Genomic DNA, 19,383 nt, shown 5'->3' on the forward strand with positions numbered 1-19,383 from the left:
CACTCTTAAAGAAAGTTATTAAAATTCATTTTTATAAAATACTTTTTAGCATTTAAATGTGGTACGCTATAAGTGTAATTTCATTGCATACATATTACACGATTAAGAATGTGAAGGGGACAGTTATCAAATGAAAAATTTTAAGTGTTTATTTGTATTAATGTTAGCAGTCATTGTTTTTGCAGCAGCATGTGGAAATTCAAGTTCTTTAGATAATCAAAAGAACGCTAGTAATGATTCGGATTCTAAATCAGGAGGATACAAACCTAAAGAATTAACAGTTCAATTTGTACCTTCGCAAAATGCTGGAACATTAGAGGCTAAAGCAAAACCATTAGAAAAATTACTATCTAAAGAATTAGGGATTCCAGTTAAAGTGTCTGTATCAACTAACTACAATACAATTGTTGAAGCTATGAAGTCTAAAAAAGTTGATGTTGGTTTCTTACCACCAACGGCATACACATTAGCACATGATCAAAAAGCAGCTGATTTATTATTACAAGCACAACGTTTTGGTGTAAAAGAAGATGGTTCAGCAAGTAAAGAACTTGTAAATAGTTATAAATCAGAAATTCTTGTTAAAAAAGACTCAAAAATTAAAAGCTTGAAAGATTTAAAAGGTAAGAAAATTGCCTTACAAGATGTAACATCAACTGCTGGATATACATTCCCACTTGCGATGTTAAAAAACGAAGCAGGTATTAATGCAACTAAAGATATGAAAATTGTGAATGTTAAAGGTCATGACCAAGCAGTTATCTCATTATTAAATGGAGATGTAGATGCTGCAGCTGTATTTAACGATGCACGTAATACTGTGAAAAAAGACCAACCAAATGTATTTAAAGACACACGAATTTTAAAATTAACACAAGCTATTCCGAATGACACAATTTCTGTAAGACCAGATATGGATAAAGACTTCCAAGAGAAATTGAAAAAAGCTTTTATAGACATTGCTAAATCAAAAGAAGGTCACAAAATTATTAGCGAAGTTTATTCACATGAAGGATACACAGAAACGAAAGATTCAAATTTCGACATTGTAAGAGAGTACGAAAAATTAGTTAAAGATATGAAATAATCATTATTTAACCAATGAATCATTATCGAATTTGGTATTAAAAGCTTTCGTTCAATAGATATATTCTAGATTAATATTGAAAAGCTAGGCGCTAAACTGAAACAGATATAGAAAGGTGTCGCTGTACATTTGAAACTATTTGTACACAGAAACCCAATGTCTATGATATTTCAGTTTACCTTGGCTTTTCTTTATTAAAGAAAGGTGTCAAACATGAGTCAAATCAAATTTAAAAACGTCAGTAAAGTCTATCCTAACGGTCATGTAGGCTTGAAAAATATTAACTTAAATATTGAAAAAGGTGAATTTGCAGTCATTGTCGGACTATCTGGTGCTGGGAAATCCACGTTATTAAGATCTGTAAATCGTTTGCATGATATCACGTCAGGTGAAATTTTCATTCAAGGTAAATCAATCACTAAAGCCCATGGTAAAGCATTATTAGAAATGCGCCGAAATATAGGCATGATTTTCCAACATTTTAATTTAGTTAAACGGTCAAGTGTATTACGAAATGTACTAAGTGGACGTGTAGGTTATCACCCTACTTGGAAAATGGTATTAGGTTTATTTCCAAAAGAAGACAAAATTAAAGCAATGGATGCACTAGAACGGGTCAACATCTTAGATAAATATAATCAACGCTCTGATGAATTATCAGGTGGCCAACAACAACGTATATCTATTGCACGTGCGCTATGCCAAGAATCCGAAATTATTCTTGCAGATGAACCAGTTGCTTCATTAGACCCATTAACAACGAAACAGGTTATGGATGATTTAAGAAAAATCAACCAAGAATTAGGCATCACAATTTTAATTAATTTACATTTTGTTGACTTAGCAAAAGAATATGGCACACGCATCATTGGTTTACGTGATGGTGAAGTTGTCTATGATGGTCCTGCATCTGAAGCAACAGATGACGTATTTAGTAAAATATATGGACGTACAATTAAAGAAGATGAAAAGCTAGGAGTGAACTAACATGCCTTTAGAAACACCTACAAAGTATGACTCCCTTTTAAAGAAAAAGGTTTCTTTAAAAACGAGTTTTACCTTCATGTTAATCATTGTGCTTATCATTTGGAGCTTCATTTATACGGGGTTTAATTTTGGAGATTTAATGATAGGAATACCTCAAATAGGTGATCTATTCAAACAAATGATTCCACCTGATTTCGAGTATTTACAACAAATTACAACGCCAATGTTAGATACCATTCGAATGGCTATCGTAAGTACAGTATTAGGTAGCATCGTTTCAATACCAATTGCGTTATTATGTGCTAGCAATATCGTTCATCAAAAGTGGATTTCAATACCCTCGCGCTTTATTTTAAATATAGTTCGTACTATTCCAGATTTGTTATTAGCAGCAATCTTTGTGGCTGTATTTGGAATCGGTCAAATTCCAGGGATATTAGCATTGTTTATTTTAACTATCTGTATTATTGGAAAATTATTATATGAATCATTGGAAACGATAGATCCAGGTCCAATGGAAGCAATGACGGCTGTTGGCGCTAATAAAATAAAATGGATTGTTTTCGGTGTTGTACCACAAGCCATATCGTCATTTATGTCATACGTATTATATGCATTTGAAGTAAATATACGTGCTTCAGCTGTGCTTGGATTAGTCGGCGCTGGCGGTATTGGATTGTTTTATGATCAAACACTTGGTTTATTTCAATATCCAAAAACAGCAACGATTATTTTATTTACTTTAGTTATCGTCGTCGTCATTGATTACATCAGTACGAAAGTGAGGGCACATCTCGCATGACACAGGAAATAGAAAAATATAATGTTCACACAAAAGCACACAAACGAAAATTGATTAAAAGATGGCTTATTGCAATTGTCGTCTTAGCTATTATCATCTGGGCATTTGCAGGTGTACCAAGTTTAGAACTTAAAAGTAAATCATTAGAAATCTTAAAATCCATATTCAGCGGATTATTCCATCCTGATATCAGCTATATCTATATACCAGATGGCGAAGACTTATTACGTGGTTTACTTGAAACCTTTGCGATAGCCGTTGTAGGTACTTTCATCGCCGCAATTATCTGTATTCCATTAGCATTTCTAGGTGCAAATAATATGGTAAAGCTACGCCCAGTTTCAGGTGTTAGCAAATTTATTTTAAGTGTTATACGTGTCTTCCCAGAAATTGTAATGGCACTTATATTTATCAAAGCTGTTGGCCCAGGTTCATTTTCAGGTGTATTAGCTTTAGGTATCCATTCCGTAGGTATGCTTGGGAAACTTTTAGCTGAAGATATTGAAAGTCTAGATTTCAGTGCTGTAGAATCATTAAAGGCCAGTGGTGCGAATAAGATTAAAACACTCGTATTTGCAGTCATACCACAAATTATGCCTGCCTTTCTATCACTCATACTTTATCGCTTTGAACTAAACTTACGTTCAGCTTCTATACTGGGGCTAATTGGGGCTGGTGGTATCGGGACACCACTCATATTTGCCATTCAAACACGTTCTTGGGACCGTGTAGGTATTATATTAATCGGTTTAGTACTAATGGTCGCAATTGTCGATTTAATTTCCGGTTCAATCCGAAAACGTATTCTTTAACATTAAATCAGGATACTCCTGAATAAGAGGTCCTACCGTCTTACGTTTCTCTATTATAATAAAAACAGCAGTGAAGAAAACTATTATTATAGTTAACTTCACTGCTGTTTTTATTATATCTAAATTTATTCTATTTTAATTCCTTTAAATAACTTTTACCGAACTCTGGTAATGTTACGTTGAAATTATCTGCTATAGTTGCACCGATAGAGCTGAATGTAGTATCACTTTCTAGTGCATGACCACCTTTAAATTTCGGACTGTACATAATTACTGGGATGTATTCTCTCGTATGGTCCGTACCTGGCGCTGTCGGGTCATTACCATGGTCTGCTGTAATAATTACTAAATCGTCTTCTTTTAAGTTGCTAAACAGTTCTGGCAAGCGATCATCGAAATCTTTAATTGCTTGTGCATAACCCGGTTTATCACGACGATGACCGTATAATGCATCAAAGTCTACTAAGTTTAAGAAGCTAATACCTGTGAAATCTTTCTTAACAATTTTCATCAATTGATCCATACCGTCCATGTTACTCTTTGTACGAACCGCTTCTGTTACACCTTCACCATCATAAATGTCATTAATTTTACCGATGGCAATGACATCATAACCACCGTCTTTCAAATGATCTAAGACAGTTTTACCAAATGGTTTTAACGCATAGTCATGTCGATTAGATGTACGTGTAAAGTTTCCTGGTTCACCAACATATGGACGTGCGATAATACGACCAATTAAATATTTAGGGTCTTTTGTCAACTCACGAACCTTTTCACAAATATCATATAACTCTTCTAATGGGATAATGTCTTCATGTGCAGCAATTTGCAATACTGGGTCTGCACTTGTATAAACAATTAAGTCACCAGTTTTCATTTGGTGCTCGCCCCACTCATCGATAATTTGCGTACCCGATGCCGGTTTGTTAGCAACAACTTTACGACCTGTCATTTCTTCAATTTGTTGAATTAACTCTTCAGGGAATCCATTAGGGTATACTTTAAAAGGCTGCATAATATTTAATCCCATAATTTCCCAGTGACCAGTCATTGTATCTTTACCAACTGAAGCTTCACTCAATTTAGTATAGTATGCTTCTGGTTGTTCAACTGCATTTACTACTGGTAATTTATCGATGTTCCCTAGACCTAACTTTTCAAGGTTTGGTAAAGTTTGATCGAAGCCTTCTAAGGTATGTCTTAAAGTATGTGAACCTTCATCTTTAAAATCAGCTGCGTCTGGCGCTTCACCAATACCTACTGAATCCATTACGATTAAATGTACACGATTAAATGGTCTTGTCATAGCTATCACTCCCAAATTTTATATATATTAGTAATCTGAATCTGCTTCTAAACCTTGCATAATTTGAACGCCTGCGCTCGCACCAATACGTGTCGCACCCGCTTCAACCATTTTATTGAAATCTTCTAAATTACGTACGCCACCTGATGCTTTTACTTCTACATCTGCACCTACTGTATCTTTCATTAATTTAACGTCTTCTGCAGTCGCACCGCCACCTGCAAAACCTGTTGAAGTTTTAACGAAGTCCGCACCAGCCGCTTTTGTTAATTCACTCGCTTTTACGATTTCGTCATGGTCCAACAATACCGTCTCAATAATCACTTTTACTGTGTGACCTTCCGCAGCTTTAACCACTGCTTCAATGTCTTGTTGTACATCATCAAAACGCCCATCTTTTAATGCGCCGATGTTGATGACCATGTCAATTTCATCTGCACCATTTTGAATTGCATCTTCTGTTTCAAATACTTTCGTTGCAGTTGTCGACGCACCTAATGGGAATCCTATTACCGTACAAACTAGCACCTCTGAATCAGCTAGTCGCTCTGCTGCATATTTAACATGCGTTGGATTCACACATACAGATTTAAAATTGTATGCTTTCGCTTCATCGATGATTTGATCGATTTGCGTACGTGTTGACTCAGGCTTCAATAAAGTGTGATCTATATATTTCTCAAATTTCATACTTACTACTCCTCGTGTTATATAATCTCTTTATTTAATTTTACTATAAATACGAATATATCTCGCGAATTTATATCTATTTATTTTTCAGATTGTGTCCAACGATTTAAGATGACGAATAAAACTAATCCGACAATACTCATTAAACCTAAAATAATTAAAATAATACCGAAATGTGAACTTAATGCATCATTGCCTGGGAAATTTAATGCTTTAAAATCGATTAAAGCCGCAGCAATCGCAATACCTACAGATACCGCCACATTAATAATTAAATTATAAAAACCAATAGCCACACCTGTCATATTAAGATCTATTGTTTTAATGGCTTCGTTAAGTAAAGGTGCATACATTAAAGCAAAGCTACCTGCAAAGAATATCATAGAAATGACGAAGATTGAAATGTGATTACCTACTGCAAATGCAGGTAAAATCAAGCTCAGTGCGATTAAAATAATTGCTGTGATAATCGCTTGTTTTGAATTAAGATATTCGCCGATTTTACCACTTAGTGCACCAACGATGACTGCTACAATATAACCCGGTACTAATAGCAGTGATGTTGTGTCTAGCTGAAGATGATAAATTTGTTCCATTATGAATGGGAACGTAAAAATATAACCCAATTGGATGGCATACATTACAAATACTATAAATAAAAATGAAGCATAACGTTTATTTTGGAAAAATGATTTGTTTACTAATGGACGTTGCGCATTTTTAATATATATCGCAAAAACGATAATCGCAATTAAGGCACCAATCATATATAACCAATTAAAGTTCGTAATAAACAGCATAACTGTTGTAGCGATAGTTGCCACTAGAATTAAGCCAACAAAATCTAAATGAGCTTTATTTGTATTATTTTCTTTTGGTAATAATTTAAATAGGAATGGCAACGTAAATACTACGATTAATGCAATTAAAAACATATTTGTCCAGTGTAAATACGTAGAAATAAATCCACCTGATAATGTACCGATAACTAATGACAAGGAATAACTGCTCGTACTTAAGCCAAGGTAAGTCTTCTGGTCCTCTTTAGAAAGATACTTTGCAACATATATCACATATAATGTCTCTGCAGCAGCTAAACCTGCAGTTTGAATAATACGTCCAACTAAAAGTAATGCGAATTGATGTTGGAAAATGTAACCAATAATTGATCCGATAATGATTAATATCACGCCATAAATAAATAGTGTGCGTATACTAATGGCATCAGATAATGAAGCGTATACTACAGCGCCAATACCAATTACTAAACCGGCTAATGTCGCTTGCCAACTTACTGTCGTTACTGAAATGTTTAAGTCATCAGCAATGGCTACAGAAATCAATTTGAATGAGTTGTCTATAACCAAACTGAATACAAATAAGAATAATAAAATAGGTACTGCTTTCTTTATTTTAGAATATTCAACATTCATAATCATCTACACCAATGACAGTGCAATTTCAATCATATCTGTAAATGCACGTTCCCTTTCCTCAGGTGTTGTTGACGTTTCATGAATTAAATGATCGCTCACTGTGAACACACCTAATGCTTCGACACCAGCGTAAATTGCATTCATGTATAATGCAGCTGATTCCATTTCTACACCTAAAATACCCATACGCATCCAACGTTCACTCGCTGTTGTATCCGCGTTATAGAAAATATCACTTGATAACACATTACCTACATGATGACGTACACCTTTGTCACGTGCTGTTTCAACAGCTTTTTCTAATAACTGATAAGAAGCAATTGGCGCAAAATGACCTGGTAATTGATATTGTTGAACGTAATTTGAATCAGTAGAGGCACCTTGTGCAACAATCACATCATATAAATCAATGTTTTCTTGCATCGCGCCACAAGAACCAACGCGAATTAATTTTTTACAACCAAATGTATGAATTAATTCATAAGAGTAAATGCCAATAGATGGCATACCCATTCCTGAACCCATGACAGAAACTTTTTTACCTTTATATGTTCCGGTAAAACCAAACATATTTCGCACTGTATTGAACTGTTCCACATCGTCCAAATATGTTTCTGCAATGAACTTAGCTCTTAACGGATCTCCTGGCAATAGAACCGTTTCTGCAATTTCGACGTCATTCATTGGTTTAATGTGTGGTGTTGATTTCATAAAATATTCCTCCCAATATTTGTATAGTAATTTGTCTATTTGTCTAACCATGTATATAATAATATTTTTTAAAAGCGCTTTCAAGCATTACATTTTGACAATATTAAGAACATTTTACAGTTATCTCTACTGATCTTGCATAAAACCAATGTTCAAGTTGTTTCTATGTTTAATTTTTATAATTTTTCCAATTCGAGTAAAAATTATTGTATGATGAGAATGATTAAGTAACTTTATGGAGGTTGTCTACGTGACGCAAACACAACCAAAATTTTTAACGATTTATAATACGTTATATAAAGAAATTCAAATAGGAAAATATCCGAGTGGCCATGCATTACCTACTGAAAAGGAACTTTGTGCGCGCTTTGATGTCAGTCGTATGACTTTGCGCCAAGCTATAAAATTGTTAGCCGAAGATGGCATCGTAGAGAGTACAAGAGGGAAGGGACACTTTGTTATTCCACAAACAAATGCCCAACACGCTTCAAGTATGGATCAATTTAAGCATCCACTTGATCAAATATTATTAGATCGTGTATCTATGTCATCAATTAATTATCGTGTTGATTTAGAAAGTGAATATACAAATCATTTGTTTGCAAACCATCCTTCTGCCGTCATTGCAATGGAACGCTATTATCAAAAAAAGGACAACCATTCTAAGCAAGCTGATGCATTTTGTTTTACCTTTATACCGTTAAATGTCATTGACACATTTAAAGTGAATACACAAAACGAAGACGACATGAAGACGTTCGTTGAGCAAACGATTTATAGCAATGCATATCAATCAGATTTAAAAATGTCTATTACCAAAGCGCCCCACTTCAAAAATCATAGTCACGTGTTTGATGGTGATACACATTGTTGGCTGATTATTGAAACATTGTACGCACAAACGCCCTATCCGATTATGATTAATAAGTGGTATATTCCACAGGAAATATCTGAATTAACACTGACACGTATAAGACAATCGGATTATTAAAATTATTGAAAAAAAATCATGTGATGACTGTTTAGCTATTGTTTAATCGACAATAACTTTCAGGTAATCACATGATTTTTCTACTTTAAAACGTATGATGTTTATTTATTTGTTGAACGTTGTCTAAATGCTAAGAATAACCCAGATACTAATAGTAGTGCGGCAATACTTGCAGTAAGAATACTTGATGTCATACTTTCACCAGCAGCTGGTAAAACTTTTTTGTTACTTTGGTTCATTTGATGGTTTGATGATTGCATATGACCTTGTTGCATGTGTGGCTGTTGGTTCATGTGTGTGTTCTGATTCATATGACCTGTTTTATTTTGCACCATTTCACTACCACCATGATTAACACCATTTGCATCTACATTCGTTTGATAAAAATTGCCATCTTTTGTTACAGGTAACGCATGGCCATTCATATCTCTAACAGCATGTGGTTTAAATACCCCTACATTAGTTGTAATTATCACATTGTATTTATCAGCAATATTTTGCGTCGCATCATACAATTTCATATTATAGTCTTGCATATTACTGCCAGCGCTTAATTGGGGTAAAGCTTTCTCTAATTCAGTATATTGTGCTTGCGTCATTCCTTGTGGTACTACTCCGCCATAAGGGCGATGATTTTGTACATTTTGGCTTTGTTTATTCGACACATTCATTGAAGTTGTGTCAGCATGCGCATTTTGAAAAGGCATACTTGAGAATACTAAAGTGCTTGTTACAATTAAAGAACCTACTGTTGCTAATTTTTTCATTGTCTTTTCCCCTTATATTACAATTTGATTACATTTATATTATCATATGATTACAAAAGAAATGCAACAAAATTTTTGAATCATTACAATTTTTTATAAAAATTTCACTTTAGATTCACAATAATTACTTATTTTGTCAATTTATTTAATGTCAATATGTTGATTAATCAATAGTGTTGTCTGATGTATATAGCATTTAAGTCATCGTTATAGTCAACAATAATAAGGTATTTCGAGTTGAAATTTATCTTATTATTTTGCCACTTTTACGCGCTATCCCATTACACAAAAACGAATAAGTAAAGATATTAAGTACAAAAAAGGTGAAACACCTAATAGATGCTCCACCTCAATTATATTAAGTTATATTATTTTGCTGCTTGGTATAATTCATCAACTTTTTTCCAGTTAACAATATTCCAAAATGCAGTCATATAGTCTGGACGTTTATTTTGATATTTCAGATAGTAGGCATGCTCCCAAACATCAAATAGTAAGATTGGTGTTTTGCCTTCTGTTAATGGATTATCTTGGTTTGGCGTTGTCACAATTTCTAATTTTCCATCATTAACAACTAACCAAGTCCAACCTGATCCAAATAATGTTGTTGCTTTATTTGCAAATTCATTTTTAAATTCATCTAAAGTGCCCCACTGCGCTTTAATGTCGTCTATTACGCCACCTTTTTCTTCAGAATTAGGTGATAGTATTTCCCAGAATAATGAATGGTTAAAATGACCACCGCCATTATTACGGACTGACATCCTCATCGCTTCCGGTACCTTGTCTAAGTTAGCAATCATATCTGCTAGTGATTGATGCTCTAACTCTGTTCCTTCAACTGTTGCGTTTAATTTCGTCACGTACGTATTGTGATGTTTGTCGTGATGAAACTCCATTGTTCTTTGATCTATATATGGTTCCAATGCATCATATGCATATGGTAAATTTGGTAATTTAAATGCCATAAGTATATTCCTCCTTTTATGAATATACTTTTATAATAATTAATTTCGGGTGTGTTTTGCAATAATTATTATTTATTTGTTATATCCAATTATATAAAATTTAAATATTCGAAATTGATATAATATTTAATATTGAATGCAAAAAGGCATTTAACTGCTTTTGTTTCCCGCTTTTAAAGAGAATTAAAAAAGACAACTTCCATTTTTCAATAAGAAATTGCCTTTTCTTCTTATTCTTAAATTTCTAAAGTATAGCGTTACCGATACTTAAATTGTTTTATGTCGAAGATGCCTCAATATTTGCCATACGTATTGATTTTTCATAGTCATCATTAATAAAAGATAAACTACTATACCAATCGCAATTAATAGCAGCGTAGCGTACATTGTAGGAGGCAAATAATGATTGACCACACCAAGCACAATAAACATCATAACGGCAGCAATGACACATTGAATCGTACTTACAATATTCAACTTCACATTGATTTTAGTAATATCAATAAATCGCCAAATGAGCAAGAAAAACTCTGTAATTAAACGCGCAATAGCAGCACCGTAAATTCCATAAAAATATATCAAAACAAGACATAATACTAAATTCATTACCGCACCAATAGTGATTGACGCATTATATAATCTTATTTTATTCACTATTAATAAATATTGCCTGCTTATCAACATATTTAAAGGAATGATTAATACAAGTATCGCTAAAATGGTCATCAATGGGACAGTTGATGCGAATTCCTCACCAAAGAACCATAAATAAAATGATGGCATAATTGCAATCAAACCAAAGACCATAGGTATTGTTAATATCAATTGAATATTCATATTATTAGCTAACGTTTTAGTTAAACTATGTGATTGCTGGATACACATTTTAGTAATACGCGGAATCATTACAAGATCAAATGTATTAATCATTATAATTGCGACCGTTAAAATATTAAATGCGTTAGAAAAGATACCAACTTGTTGGTATGTGCCTACTAAACCAAGAACAACGCAAGAAATACTAGTGTATAAGTTGAGTTGACCATTTGGTAATAAATATGCTAATGACGAACGAAACAATTGCCAGACGTGTATCCAATTAACCGAAACAAAGCTAATGTATCGTTTTAAATAGATAAACAAAGGTAATTGGTTTAATACTGTCACAATAGCAATAGTAAATACATACAATGATAAATCTGATTGATCTTTCACAAAGATAACAACGACACTTAATACAATAACAGACGCAACAATATTACTAAGGCTAGGTATTTTAAACTTTTCAGTTCCAGCATAAAACCATGAAATATCGAGTGCTGCACCTATAATATAGATTCCTTGTAGTAGGAAAATAAGATAGTAATCATCTATAAATATAGTAATTACGACCATATACATCGCAAAAACTGTTAACGCTAAAAATAATTTACTGACAAAGATATCCCAAAACTGCTGAGACAATTGCCGTTTGTCGTTAACGGACTTCGCGATAACTCTATTAAAATATAACTGAACGCCAACACTTGCAATCATCAAAAAGTATTGCACGATATTGAAAGAAAATGAAACAATACCCACACCACTGGGACCAAATGCACGTGAAATAATGGGTATTGTAATCAGCGGTGTCATCGTTCTAATCAATTGGTATAGCCCTTGATAAATAATATTTTCTTTTAGTGAATCACTCTTCATTACGATCCCTTTCCATCTTTTCATATTGAACAATAAAGACGATAATTCCTAAAATAAAAGCGACATATCTTGAGTTATTAAACGATACTGTTAAAAAGTAAATCAGCATCGTCAACATTACAACAATTGCTGTTACATTTTTCCCAGAAATATTGAATCTAAATAATTCAAATAATAAATAAATCATAAATATGATAAATAACGCACCGAATAAAATGCCCCATTCCGCAAAAATTTGCAAATATGTATTATGGGCAACAAGTAAAATACCATTAATTTGCGAGCCAATATGTACATAATCCACTAAGCCAACACCAAAACCTAATGTATATTTAATTACTGAAATGGCATTTATCCATACAACACTTCGCTCAGATCCACTATCATTTAATGATGCAAACCCCTCTTCAAAAATAGACGCCATTCGATCTAATGACGGTAAGGCATCAAGGTCGCTTAATTGGAATAAATAGTAGTTTATATTATAAAAGGTAAAACAAAGTAGAATTAACATAATCACTAACATACTCACAACACTTACTGCATTTCTACTAAATAACTTTTTAATAAAGAAATAAATGGCTAAGACGATTAATATGATAAACGCAGTCTTAGACCCCGTTGTAGTTAAAGACCATAGCAAAATACCACATGCAAGGACCTTGAATATGTAATTATGAATATACTTGTAAGCAAGTACCAATGTAATAATCTGTGTCATCGCGAAATAGTTAGGGTCATTCATTAATCCTTTTGAACGTATTTCATCAAAGTATAATAATTTCATTAGTAAAGGGGACTTGTTCAAACCAGCTATAATACAAAATAGACCTATAGTCACACTGCTTATAATATAAGAGGTAACGATCACTTTTTTGCTATTACCTAACTTAAAGATGATCATCCCTAAATAGAAATAAATGACTACAAATGCATATTTAACTGTAGATGCAAGAACTTCCTTAACCGTAATAAATATCAAATCATCAAAAAATAGTAAACAAAGCGTAATAATCATACGATATGTATACAAAATAATGAAAAACTGTAAAAAATGATTTGCCTTTAATAAATGGTTGGCGAAAAACAGTAAATAAACTAATATTAGTAATGTGATAAAGTCAGCTATAGAAACATTCACACCGGCAATAACCGAAGATTGCTGAATAAAAACCGCTAAACCGATAAGTAACAATGTTAGATATTTACTATTGTGTTGATTTTCCATTATAAACGTCTTCCACTTCTTTAATCATTTTCTCCTCTGTAAAACATTCTAAATAACGTTTTCTAGATTGGTTACTCATTTTGATGTAATCACTGTCTATTAAATATTTTTCCAGGACTTTGGCAATAGTTTCAGGTTGATTGTTCACTATACATATACCATTATCAGTTACTAATTCCGAAATGCCACCAACATGACTAGCGATGACAGGCAACCCTGTAGCCATCGCTTCGATAATGCTAATTGGCAAACCTTCATGCTTACTTATTAAAATAAACGTATCGTATTGTGATAATAAATGACTCGCATTAATGACATTGCCCAAAAATGTGACATCATTTTCTAACCCAGCTTGTACAACTTGTTGCTGACAATCATTTAATGTAGGTCCATCGCCTATAAATGTAAAATGCGCATGATTACTGTTATGTAATTTCAATATCTCTATTGCCGCGATTAGATTTTGTGGCAATTTTGGATAAGCAAATCTTGCAATCATAACAAATTGATGTTTTGTCGAGTCATTAATCTGTAAATCTTGTTTATTAGGCAACATTCCAACAACTTCGCCAATATTGTTATGTGATTGGCTTTTTAGCGTTTGCTTAACAGCGGGAACATCTGCAATTCCATTATGTATAGTGGTTAATTTCAATCGATTAAATCGATATTTTAACGCTAACTGTTTATCGAAATCTGAAACACAAATAATGCTATCTGTAATACGTGACATTAATTTTTCAATAACTAGATATAGAAATTTTTTAGCTGGTTTAACACCCTCTGTAAAAGCCCATCCATGCGCAGTAAAAACTACACGTGTGTCTTTCGATTTCGAAATGAACTTCGCAATTCGTCCGACCGTTCCAGCTTTGGAAGAATGTAGATGGATAACATCAGGTTTAATTTTCGAGAATAACTGTGCTAACACTTTGACAGCTAAAATATCTTGTTTAAAGTCAATTGGACCTACTAAATGTTCGATAATAATTACATTGACTCTTGCATCTAGTTGTTCAATCATTGGTCCATGATTGCCTACAATGACATAAACATCATGGTGTACGCAAAAATGGTTAGCGAGTTGAATGAGATGTGTTTGTGCACCACCATTATCTGCTTTAGTAATACAATATATAATTTTCAACTGTTACAAACCCCTTTAATGCTATACTTTCAATTTCTTAACATGGCTATCTCATCAGATGAATAGTATTTATAGCCATGCAAATCAATGATGGCAAATATTTCTTAATGCCATTTGATACTGTCTCAAGGGATTCCTCGTTATACTGTAACAATTGGTCACAATCTTTAAAATGTAACTTTTATTTAAACTTATTAAGCAAATTAAGACTACCTTGAGCCTTCCCCTGTAATAACAACCATCAATGTTCTAATTGATATATATAATTCCATCATTAAGCTACCTTTATGTATATATTTCATGTCATATTTTAATTTTTGTTGTGGTGTTAAGTCATATCCACCTTGAATTTGCGCAAGACCTGTTAATCCTGGTGTAACAAGACATCTTTGCTCAAATCCTATTATTTCTGAACTAAATAATTCTACAAATTCTGGACGTTCCGGGCGTGGTCCAATAAAACTCATTTCCCCTTTAACAACATTAATTAGTTGTGGTAATTCATCAATGCGTGTTTTACGAATAAACTTCCCGACATTTGTTATACGATCATCATCTTTATCAGCCCATTGCGCACCGTTTTTCTCTGCGTTTTTACACATCGAACGTAATTTGTATATTTTAATTAATTTACCCATCTTCCCAACTCTAACCTGACTATAAATAGGGTTTCCTGGCGAATCTATGACGATAGCAATGGCGAATATGAACATAATCGGAAATGTTAAAAATAATAAAACGATACTTAATACCAAGTCAATCGCACGTTTGATTGGAAAATAGCCCTTTTTTACTTCTTCTAGTGTGTCTAATTTTCTTTGATAGGCGTAACCCTTATTATGGACAGCTTCAATGCCAATTTCACGACATTTCCACTTCTTTCGCTGTAACTTCTTCAATATTATCTACCTCAAAATTAAAGTAATCCTTTAAGCCTGTTTCCACAGTGTATTTAGGAACAAATCCTAATGCTTTTAAATTAGAAATATCTGCATAAGAATGCTTAATATCTCCCTTTCTTGCTTCTTTAAAATCATGCTCGACTGATTTTCCATATAATTCACCAATAATGCGATAAACCTCTAGCAAATTCGTAAATGTACCCGTACCAATGTTATAACCATGTCCAACCGCATCTTTATGCTCCATAATTAAGCGCACAGATTGAACAACATCATAAACATAAACAAAGTCTCTCGTTTGCAGACCATCGCCAAAAAATGTAAAAGGCTTGTTATGTTCAAATGAATCGAACATTTTTGAAATCACACCTGAATATTGAGACTTAGGATCTTGCCTTGGCCCAAATACATTAAAGAATTTAACAACAGCTGTTGGAATGTTATATAGCGAGCAATAATTTAATGTCGTACGTTCGCCGTAATATTTATCTATTGCATATGGTGATAATGGTAGAATTAATGATTGATCACTTTTAGGTAAATCAGGTAAATCACCATAAACGGCTGCAGATGATGCAAAGATGAATCGTTTTATATGACTGTTATATTTTTTAATGGTTTCTAATAATTTCAACGTTGCTACGACGTTTATTTCTTGAGATAAGATAGGTTTCTCAACCGACTCAGCGACACTAACTAATGCTGCTAAATGAATAACATAATCAAATTGATATGTCTTCATGATTTGTTCAACTGCATCATATTCACGAATATCTAATTCAAACACATGATCGTCAGCCAAACTTTTAATATTTTCTCGTTTACCTGTTCTATAGTTATCTAGAACATAAACATCATAATCTTGTTGCAAATCATCTACTAAATGTGACCCAATAAAACCAGCCCCACCAGTTATCAAAACTTTTTCCAAATCTTCCACCTCATTTATACATTAAAAATATATCACAAAAACATAAAGTATTGTAAGCTTTTTATCGGTATTTTTTATTTATAAAAATAAAATGCGATAACTTTGTGAATTTTTATGTAGATAAATTAGATAGTGGTGTTTTATGATGTTTTAGCGTAACTATGCTTGATAGAATTTAGTAATGCTTTCAACTGATGCATTAGACTGTGACATCATAACTCACTTAAGAGCTTCTGTTATTAATTTTCTACTAATACAATCCCTTCTAAGTGCACTAAAAAATCCTTACTGCTAAGTGATTAAACTTAACAATAAGGATTTATTTATTATTAATGGATGATTATTAACGGAATCTCATACCACCATCTACAATAATTGTTTGTCCAGTAATGTAATCAGAGTCTTTACCAGCTAAGAAGCTCACTACATTTGAAACATCTTCGGGTTGTGAAACTCTGCCCAAAGCAATCTGACTTGTAAATTGTTCCCAACCCCATGCTTCAGGTTTACCCGCTTCTTCGGCTGTTGCCACTGCGATACTTTCCATCATTGGTGTTTGAACGATACCAGGTGCGAAGGCATTCACAGTAATACCTTCAGACGCTAAATCTTGTGCGGCTACTTGTGTTAAACCTCGCACTGCGAATTTTGTACTGCAATATAAAGACAAGCCTGGGTTACCCTCAACGCCTGCTTGAGATGTTGCATTGATAATTTTACCGCCATGATTGAATTTTTTAAATTGTTCATGTGCGGCTTGAATACCCCATAGCACACCTGCAACGTTCACGCCATATACTGTTTTAAACTGTTCTTCAGTAATTGTATCGATTGGTGTTGTTGGTCCAAGGCCGGCATTGTTAACCATGACATGGAAATCGCCAAATTGCGCTGCAGTTTGTCTTACTGCATTAAATACATCATCACGGTTTGATACATCTGCTTTGATAGCAATAGCTTTTGTACCATCACTTGATAATTTAAGTGCAGCTGCTTTTGCCCCTTCTTCATTGAAATCAACAACTGCTACTTTGAAACCATCTTCCACTAAACGTTCTGCAATTTTAAAACCAATCCCTTGTGCTCCGCCAGTTACTAATGCTACTTTGTTGTTTGTCATAAAGATCACTCCTCAAATTACTTTCCTTTAATTACATTTTACTCCTCTTCATTTGAATAGTACAACAAAGGTAACTCCATTTAACAAAATATTCAGATATTTAAGGTATAGTTAAACGCACTACCTTTAGTGATTGGCAATGCGTTTAAATGTCGTTTTAAAAGTGTTTATGTTGAATATTATTTTTTAAGTCTCTCGATTAGTTTGTCATCAATCTTTTTTCGAGACATGGTCTTTTGATTCAATCGGCGGTTCCGTATTATCACTGTCAACTTTAGTTGTAGCTTCATCTTTATGTACTTCTTCGTTTAATCCTTCTAGGTTTTTAGTCGTGGGATTTTTAAACTCAGGATGTTCCATCATGTCTTGACTATCAAGTTCCTTTTTACACGTGTCTTTATGTGATGCTTGATTTGCGTTCCCTTTACTTTTTTGAATAGTGGTAGTATCTGATGTAGATACTAATTTTTTTCTACCTAAAATAGATATGGCTGAAACAAACCAGAGTATTGCAGATACAAAGTTGCATAATACTAAAGCGATAATAGCCAATACAATTAATATGACACCATTTGAAATCCTTTCTTTAAATAAGTCAGATGCCAATACGATGACAGGTACGATTGAAAGTATAATTACAAATATAGAAATTATTGCCGATATAACTATCGTTACTATTAAATAATCAGCTCTGCTACCTGACAATAAATAGAAAAGGCCGAAAATTAGTCCATAGCAAATTACAAACCCACATAAAGTTATAGCCATGAGTACTATATAAGCTATTTGAAAATATAAACCTATCTTTATGAATGATTTTTCTACATTTTTTTCCATGTCTATTCCCCATTTATTTAATATTTATACTTTACCTTAATATACCTTATTTTATTTAATTTTTATATGCAAAATACAAAAATGGAGAACTTCAATATTTATAAAATATCAAAAGTTCTCCACACTATATTGTTTTATTATATTTTCGCTATTAATAGGCTAAATCATCATATTTCCCTCAACATCACAGTAAAACTATTGCTCCACCAAGTATACTTTTTCAGTATAACATCTCATATTGGCAAACTTATCTGCTAAAAACTGCTTCCAATTGCGCAGTTGTTCAACATCATCATCTTGTTTAAGTAATGCCAGTGGTACTTGAAGATTAAGACATCGTCCTGAAATATTAAAGCGTGTCACACCTGCTGGCACAGTTTCCCCTTTATGAACAACCGCTTCAATTTCCTTATAACTCAATGGCTGATACTTCATGAGTACATCTTGTTGAGAAAGACAAGGATATGTACCTTGTGCAATTCTCTCTACAGAACAACAACCACTATAACTTGCGACAACCTTTTCCCATACTTGAAAATGTGCTTCGCCTAAATCTTTTGTATACAAATATTGTTCTGTATCACCATGACACATCGTAATAAATGGCGCTTCTTGTCTTGTCTCAGTAGTCCATGGTAAGCGATGTTCTTGTTGTAACGTTTCCCACCACACACCAAATGGAACTTTATGTTGCCATGTACTAATTGAATATTGTGTTTCATGGATTTCTTGCACTGGAACTTTCTTACATCCTAACGCTTTCAAACTTGTATACCGATGCACACCATCTATAACCATATATCTACCATGTTGCATCGCTGTCACTAAAATAGGATGACGTATAAAATCATCTGCTTCAATACTACTTTTCGTTTTTTCCAATCTTAAAGGTTCGAATGTTTCGTGAAGATCAATCTTATCTACTGGTACCAATTTTAAATGTTCATGAATATGATTCAA

The 19,383-nt window shown here is 33.3% G+C and carries 19 protein-coding genes and 2 pseudogenes; 5 read left to right on the plus strand and 16 right to left on the minus strand.

The window, feature by feature from the left end:
* Positions 1-130: 130 nt before the first annotated feature.
* The 4 genes from NST10_RS09380 to phnE (NST10_RS09395) all read left to right on the plus strand — a co-directional run bounded on the left by NST10_RS09380 (position 131) and on the right by phnE (NST10_RS09395) (position 3,688).
* Complete coding sequence (locus NST10_RS09380; protein WP_339209633.1) at positions 131-1,087, plus strand: phosphate/phosphite/phosphonate ABC transporter substrate-binding protein; 957 nt, start codon at positions 131-133, stop codon at positions 1,085-1,087.
* Between the two features lie 213 nt (positions 1,088-1,300).
* Positions 1,301-2,074 (plus strand): phosphonate ABC transporter ATP-binding protein, encoded by a 774-nt coding sequence (gene phnC / locus NST10_RS09385; RefSeq protein WP_000078278.1) that lies wholly within the window; start codon positions 1,301-1,303, stop codon positions 2,072-2,074.
* Between the two features lies 1 nt (position 2,075).
* The gene (gene phnE, locus NST10_RS09390; protein WP_001127863.1) at positions 2,076-2,876 is read left to right on the plus strand and encodes a phosphonate ABC transporter, permease protein PhnE; all 801 of its coding nucleotides are present in this window, start codon (positions 2,076-2,078) and stop codon (positions 2,874-2,876) included.
* Positions 2,873-3,688, plus strand: coding sequence for a phosphonate ABC transporter, permease protein PhnE (gene phnE, locus NST10_RS09395; RefSeq protein ID WP_000191133.1), 816 nt, complete (start codon positions 2,873-2,875; stop codon positions 3,686-3,688). The genes phnE (NST10_RS09390) and phnE (NST10_RS09395) overlap by 4 nt, the downstream gene beginning before the upstream one ends.
* A 130-nt stretch (positions 3,689-3,818) precedes the next feature.
* On the opposite strand, the gene deoB is transcribed toward phnE (NST10_RS09395), so the two are convergent.
* The 4 genes from deoB to deoD form a co-directional block, all read right to left on the minus strand.
* Positions 3,819-4,997, minus strand: coding sequence for a phosphopentomutase (deoB, locus tag NST10_RS09400; RefSeq protein ID WP_000197806.1), 1,179 nt, complete (start codon positions 4,995-4,997; stop codon positions 3,819-3,821).
* A gap of 27 nt (positions 4,998-5,024) precedes the next feature.
* Complete coding sequence (gene deoC, locus NST10_RS09405; RefSeq protein ID WP_000667286.1) at positions 5,025-5,687, minus strand: deoxyribose-phosphate aldolase; 663 nt, start codon at positions 5,685-5,687, stop codon at positions 5,025-5,027.
* Positions 5,688-5,767: 80 nt separating this feature from the next.
* Positions 5,768-7,120 carry a tetracycline efflux MFS transporter Tet(38) gene (tet(38), locus tag NST10_RS09410; RefSeq protein ID WP_303661509.1) on the minus strand — a complete coding sequence of 451 codons (1,353 nt, stop codon included), beginning with the start codon at positions 7,118-7,120 and terminating at the stop codon, positions 5,768-5,770.
* A 6-nt stretch (positions 7,121-7,126) separates the two neighbouring features.
* Positions 7,127-7,834: a purine-nucleoside phosphorylase gene (gene deoD, locus NST10_RS09415; protein ID WP_000843296.1), complete on the minus strand. Its 708-nt coding sequence runs from the start codon at positions 7,832-7,834 to the stop codon at positions 7,127-7,129.
* Positions 7,835-8,069: 235 nt separating this feature from the next.
* Between deoD and NST10_RS09420 the strand changes: the two genes are divergently transcribed.
* Positions 8,070-8,825 carry a GntR family transcriptional regulator gene (locus NST10_RS09420; RefSeq protein ID WP_001793808.1) on the plus strand — a complete coding sequence of 252 codons (756 nt, stop codon included), beginning with the start codon at positions 8,070-8,072 and terminating at the stop codon, positions 8,823-8,825.
* 101 nt (positions 8,826-8,926) lie between these two features.
* Here the strand turns inward: NST10_RS09420 and NST10_RS09425 are convergent, their stop codons facing one another.
* The 12 genes and pseudogenes from NST10_RS09425 to sbnI form a co-directional block, all read right to left on the minus strand.
* Positions 8,927-9,118 (minus strand): LPXTG cell wall anchor domain-containing protein, encoded by a 192-nt coding sequence (locus NST10_RS09425; RefSeq protein ID WP_306298166.1) that lies wholly within the window; start codon positions 9,116-9,118, stop codon positions 8,927-8,929.
* Positions 9,051-9,592 (minus strand): annotated as a pseudogene (locus NST10_RS09430) (hypothetical protein). Before NST10_RS09430 ends, NST10_RS09425 begins: the two are co-directional and overlap by 68 nt.
* Before the next feature lie 368 nt (positions 9,593-9,960).
* Entirely contained in the window at positions 9,961-10,560 is a 600-nt protein-coding gene (locus NST10_RS09435) for a superoxide dismutase (RefSeq protein ID WP_000874681.1), read from the minus strand.
* Positions 10,561-10,827: 267 nt separating this feature from the next.
* Positions 10,828-12,258 carry a lipopolysaccharide biosynthesis protein gene (locus NST10_RS09440; protein WP_000834095.1) on the minus strand — a complete coding sequence of 477 codons (1,431 nt, stop codon included), beginning with the start codon at positions 12,256-12,258 and terminating at the stop codon, positions 10,828-10,830.
* Positions 12,248-13,486 (minus strand): O-antigen ligase family protein, encoded by a 1,239-nt coding sequence (locus tag NST10_RS09445; RefSeq protein ID WP_000431241.1) that lies wholly within the window; start codon positions 13,484-13,486, stop codon positions 12,248-12,250. The genes NST10_RS09440 and NST10_RS09445 overlap by 11 nt, the downstream gene beginning before the upstream one ends.
* On the minus strand, positions 13,467-14,633 hold the full coding sequence (locus NST10_RS09450) for a glycosyltransferase family 4 protein (protein WP_000692497.1): 1,167 nt from the start codon (positions 14,631-14,633) through the stop codon (positions 13,467-13,469). The genes NST10_RS09445 and NST10_RS09450 overlap by 20 nt, the downstream gene beginning before the upstream one ends.
* 209 nt (positions 14,634-14,842) lie before the next feature.
* A complete protein-coding gene (locus NST10_RS09455) occupies positions 14,843-15,532 on the minus strand; it encodes a sugar transferase (protein ID WP_000736089.1) in 690 nt (229 codons plus the stop codon).
* Positions 15,495-16,475 carry an NAD-dependent epimerase/dehydratase family protein gene (locus NST10_RS09460; protein WP_001793810.1) on the minus strand — a complete coding sequence of 327 codons (981 nt, stop codon included), beginning with the start codon at positions 16,473-16,475 and terminating at the stop codon, positions 15,495-15,497. The genes NST10_RS09455 and NST10_RS09460 overlap by 38 nt, the downstream gene beginning before the upstream one ends.
* 69 nt (positions 16,476-16,544) lie before the next feature.
* Positions 16,545-16,666 (minus strand): annotated as a pseudogene (locus NST10_RS09465) (hypothetical protein).
* A 143-nt stretch (positions 16,667-16,809) separates the two neighbouring features.
* Positions 16,810-17,586 (minus strand): (S)-acetoin forming diacetyl reductase, encoded by a 777-nt coding sequence (locus NST10_RS09470; RefSeq protein WP_000183771.1) that lies wholly within the window; start codon positions 17,584-17,586, stop codon positions 16,810-16,812.
* A 210-nt stretch (positions 17,587-17,796) separates the two neighbouring features.
* Entirely contained in the window at positions 17,797-18,423 is a 627-nt protein-coding gene (locus NST10_RS09475; protein ID WP_000414632.1) for an MFS transporter, read from the minus strand.
* Positions 18,424-18,618: 195 nt separating this feature from the next.
* Positions 18,619-19,383, minus strand: coding sequence for a bifunctional transcriptional regulator/O-phospho-L-serine synthase SbnI (gene sbnI / locus NST10_RS09480; RefSeq protein ID WP_001015549.1), 765 nt, complete (start codon positions 19,381-19,383; stop codon positions 18,619-18,621).

Origin of the sequence: Staphylococcus sp. FSL W8-0305 (assembly GCF_037966415.1) — a bacterium.
GTDB lineage: Bacteria > Bacillota > Bacilli > Staphylococcales > Staphylococcaceae > Staphylococcus > Staphylococcus aureus.

Excerpts from the sequence above, each read along its gene's own strand:
- NST10_RS09380 (WP_339209633.1), top strand. The coding sequence starts at position 131 with ATGAAAAATTTTAAGTGTTTATTTGTATTAATGTTAGCAGTCATTGTT.
- phnC (WP_000078278.1), top strand. The coding sequence starts at position 1,301 with ATGAGTCAAATCAAATTTAAAAACGTCAGTAAAGTCTATCCTAACGGT.
- phnE (WP_001127863.1), top strand. The coding sequence starts at position 2,076 with ATGCCTTTAGAAACACCTACAAAGTATGACTCCCTTTTAAAGAAAAAG.
- phnE (WP_000191133.1), top strand. The coding sequence starts at position 2,873 with ATGACACAGGAAATAGAAAAATATAATGTTCACACAAAAGCACACAAA.
- deoB (WP_000197806.1), bottom strand. The coding sequence starts at position 4,997 with ATGACAAGACCATTTAATCGTGTACATTTAATCGTAATGGATTCAGTA.
- deoC (WP_000667286.1), bottom strand. The coding sequence starts at position 5,687 with ATGAAATTTGAGAAATATATAGATCACACTTTATTGAAGCCTGAGTCA.
- deoD (WP_000843296.1), bottom strand. The coding sequence starts at position 7,834 with ATGAAATCAACACCACACATTAAACCAATGAATGACGTCGAAATTGCA.
- NST10_RS09420 (WP_001793808.1), top strand. The coding sequence starts at position 8,070 with ATGGAGGTTGTCTACGTGACGCAAACACAACCAAAATTTTTAACGATT.
- NST10_RS09425 (WP_306298166.1), bottom strand. The coding sequence starts at position 9,118 with ATGAACCAACAGCCACACATGCAACAAGGTCATATGCAATCATCAAAC.
- NST10_RS09435 (WP_000874681.1), bottom strand. The coding sequence starts at position 10,560 with ATGGCATTTAAATTACCAAATTTACCATATGCATATGATGCATTGGAA.
- NST10_RS09440 (WP_000834095.1), bottom strand. The coding sequence starts at position 12,258 with ATGAAGAGTGATTCACTAAAAGAAAATATTATTTATCAAGGGCTATAC.
- NST10_RS09445 (WP_000431241.1), bottom strand. The coding sequence starts at position 13,486 with ATGGAAAATCAACACAATAGTAAATATCTAACATTGTTACTTATCGGT.
- NST10_RS09470 (WP_000183771.1), bottom strand. The coding sequence starts at position 17,586 with ATGACAAACAACAAAGTAGCATTAGTAACTGGCGGAGCACAAGGGATT.
- NST10_RS09475 (WP_000414632.1), bottom strand. The coding sequence starts at position 18,423 with ATGGAAAAAAATGTAGAAAAATCATTCATAAAGATAGGTTTATATTTT.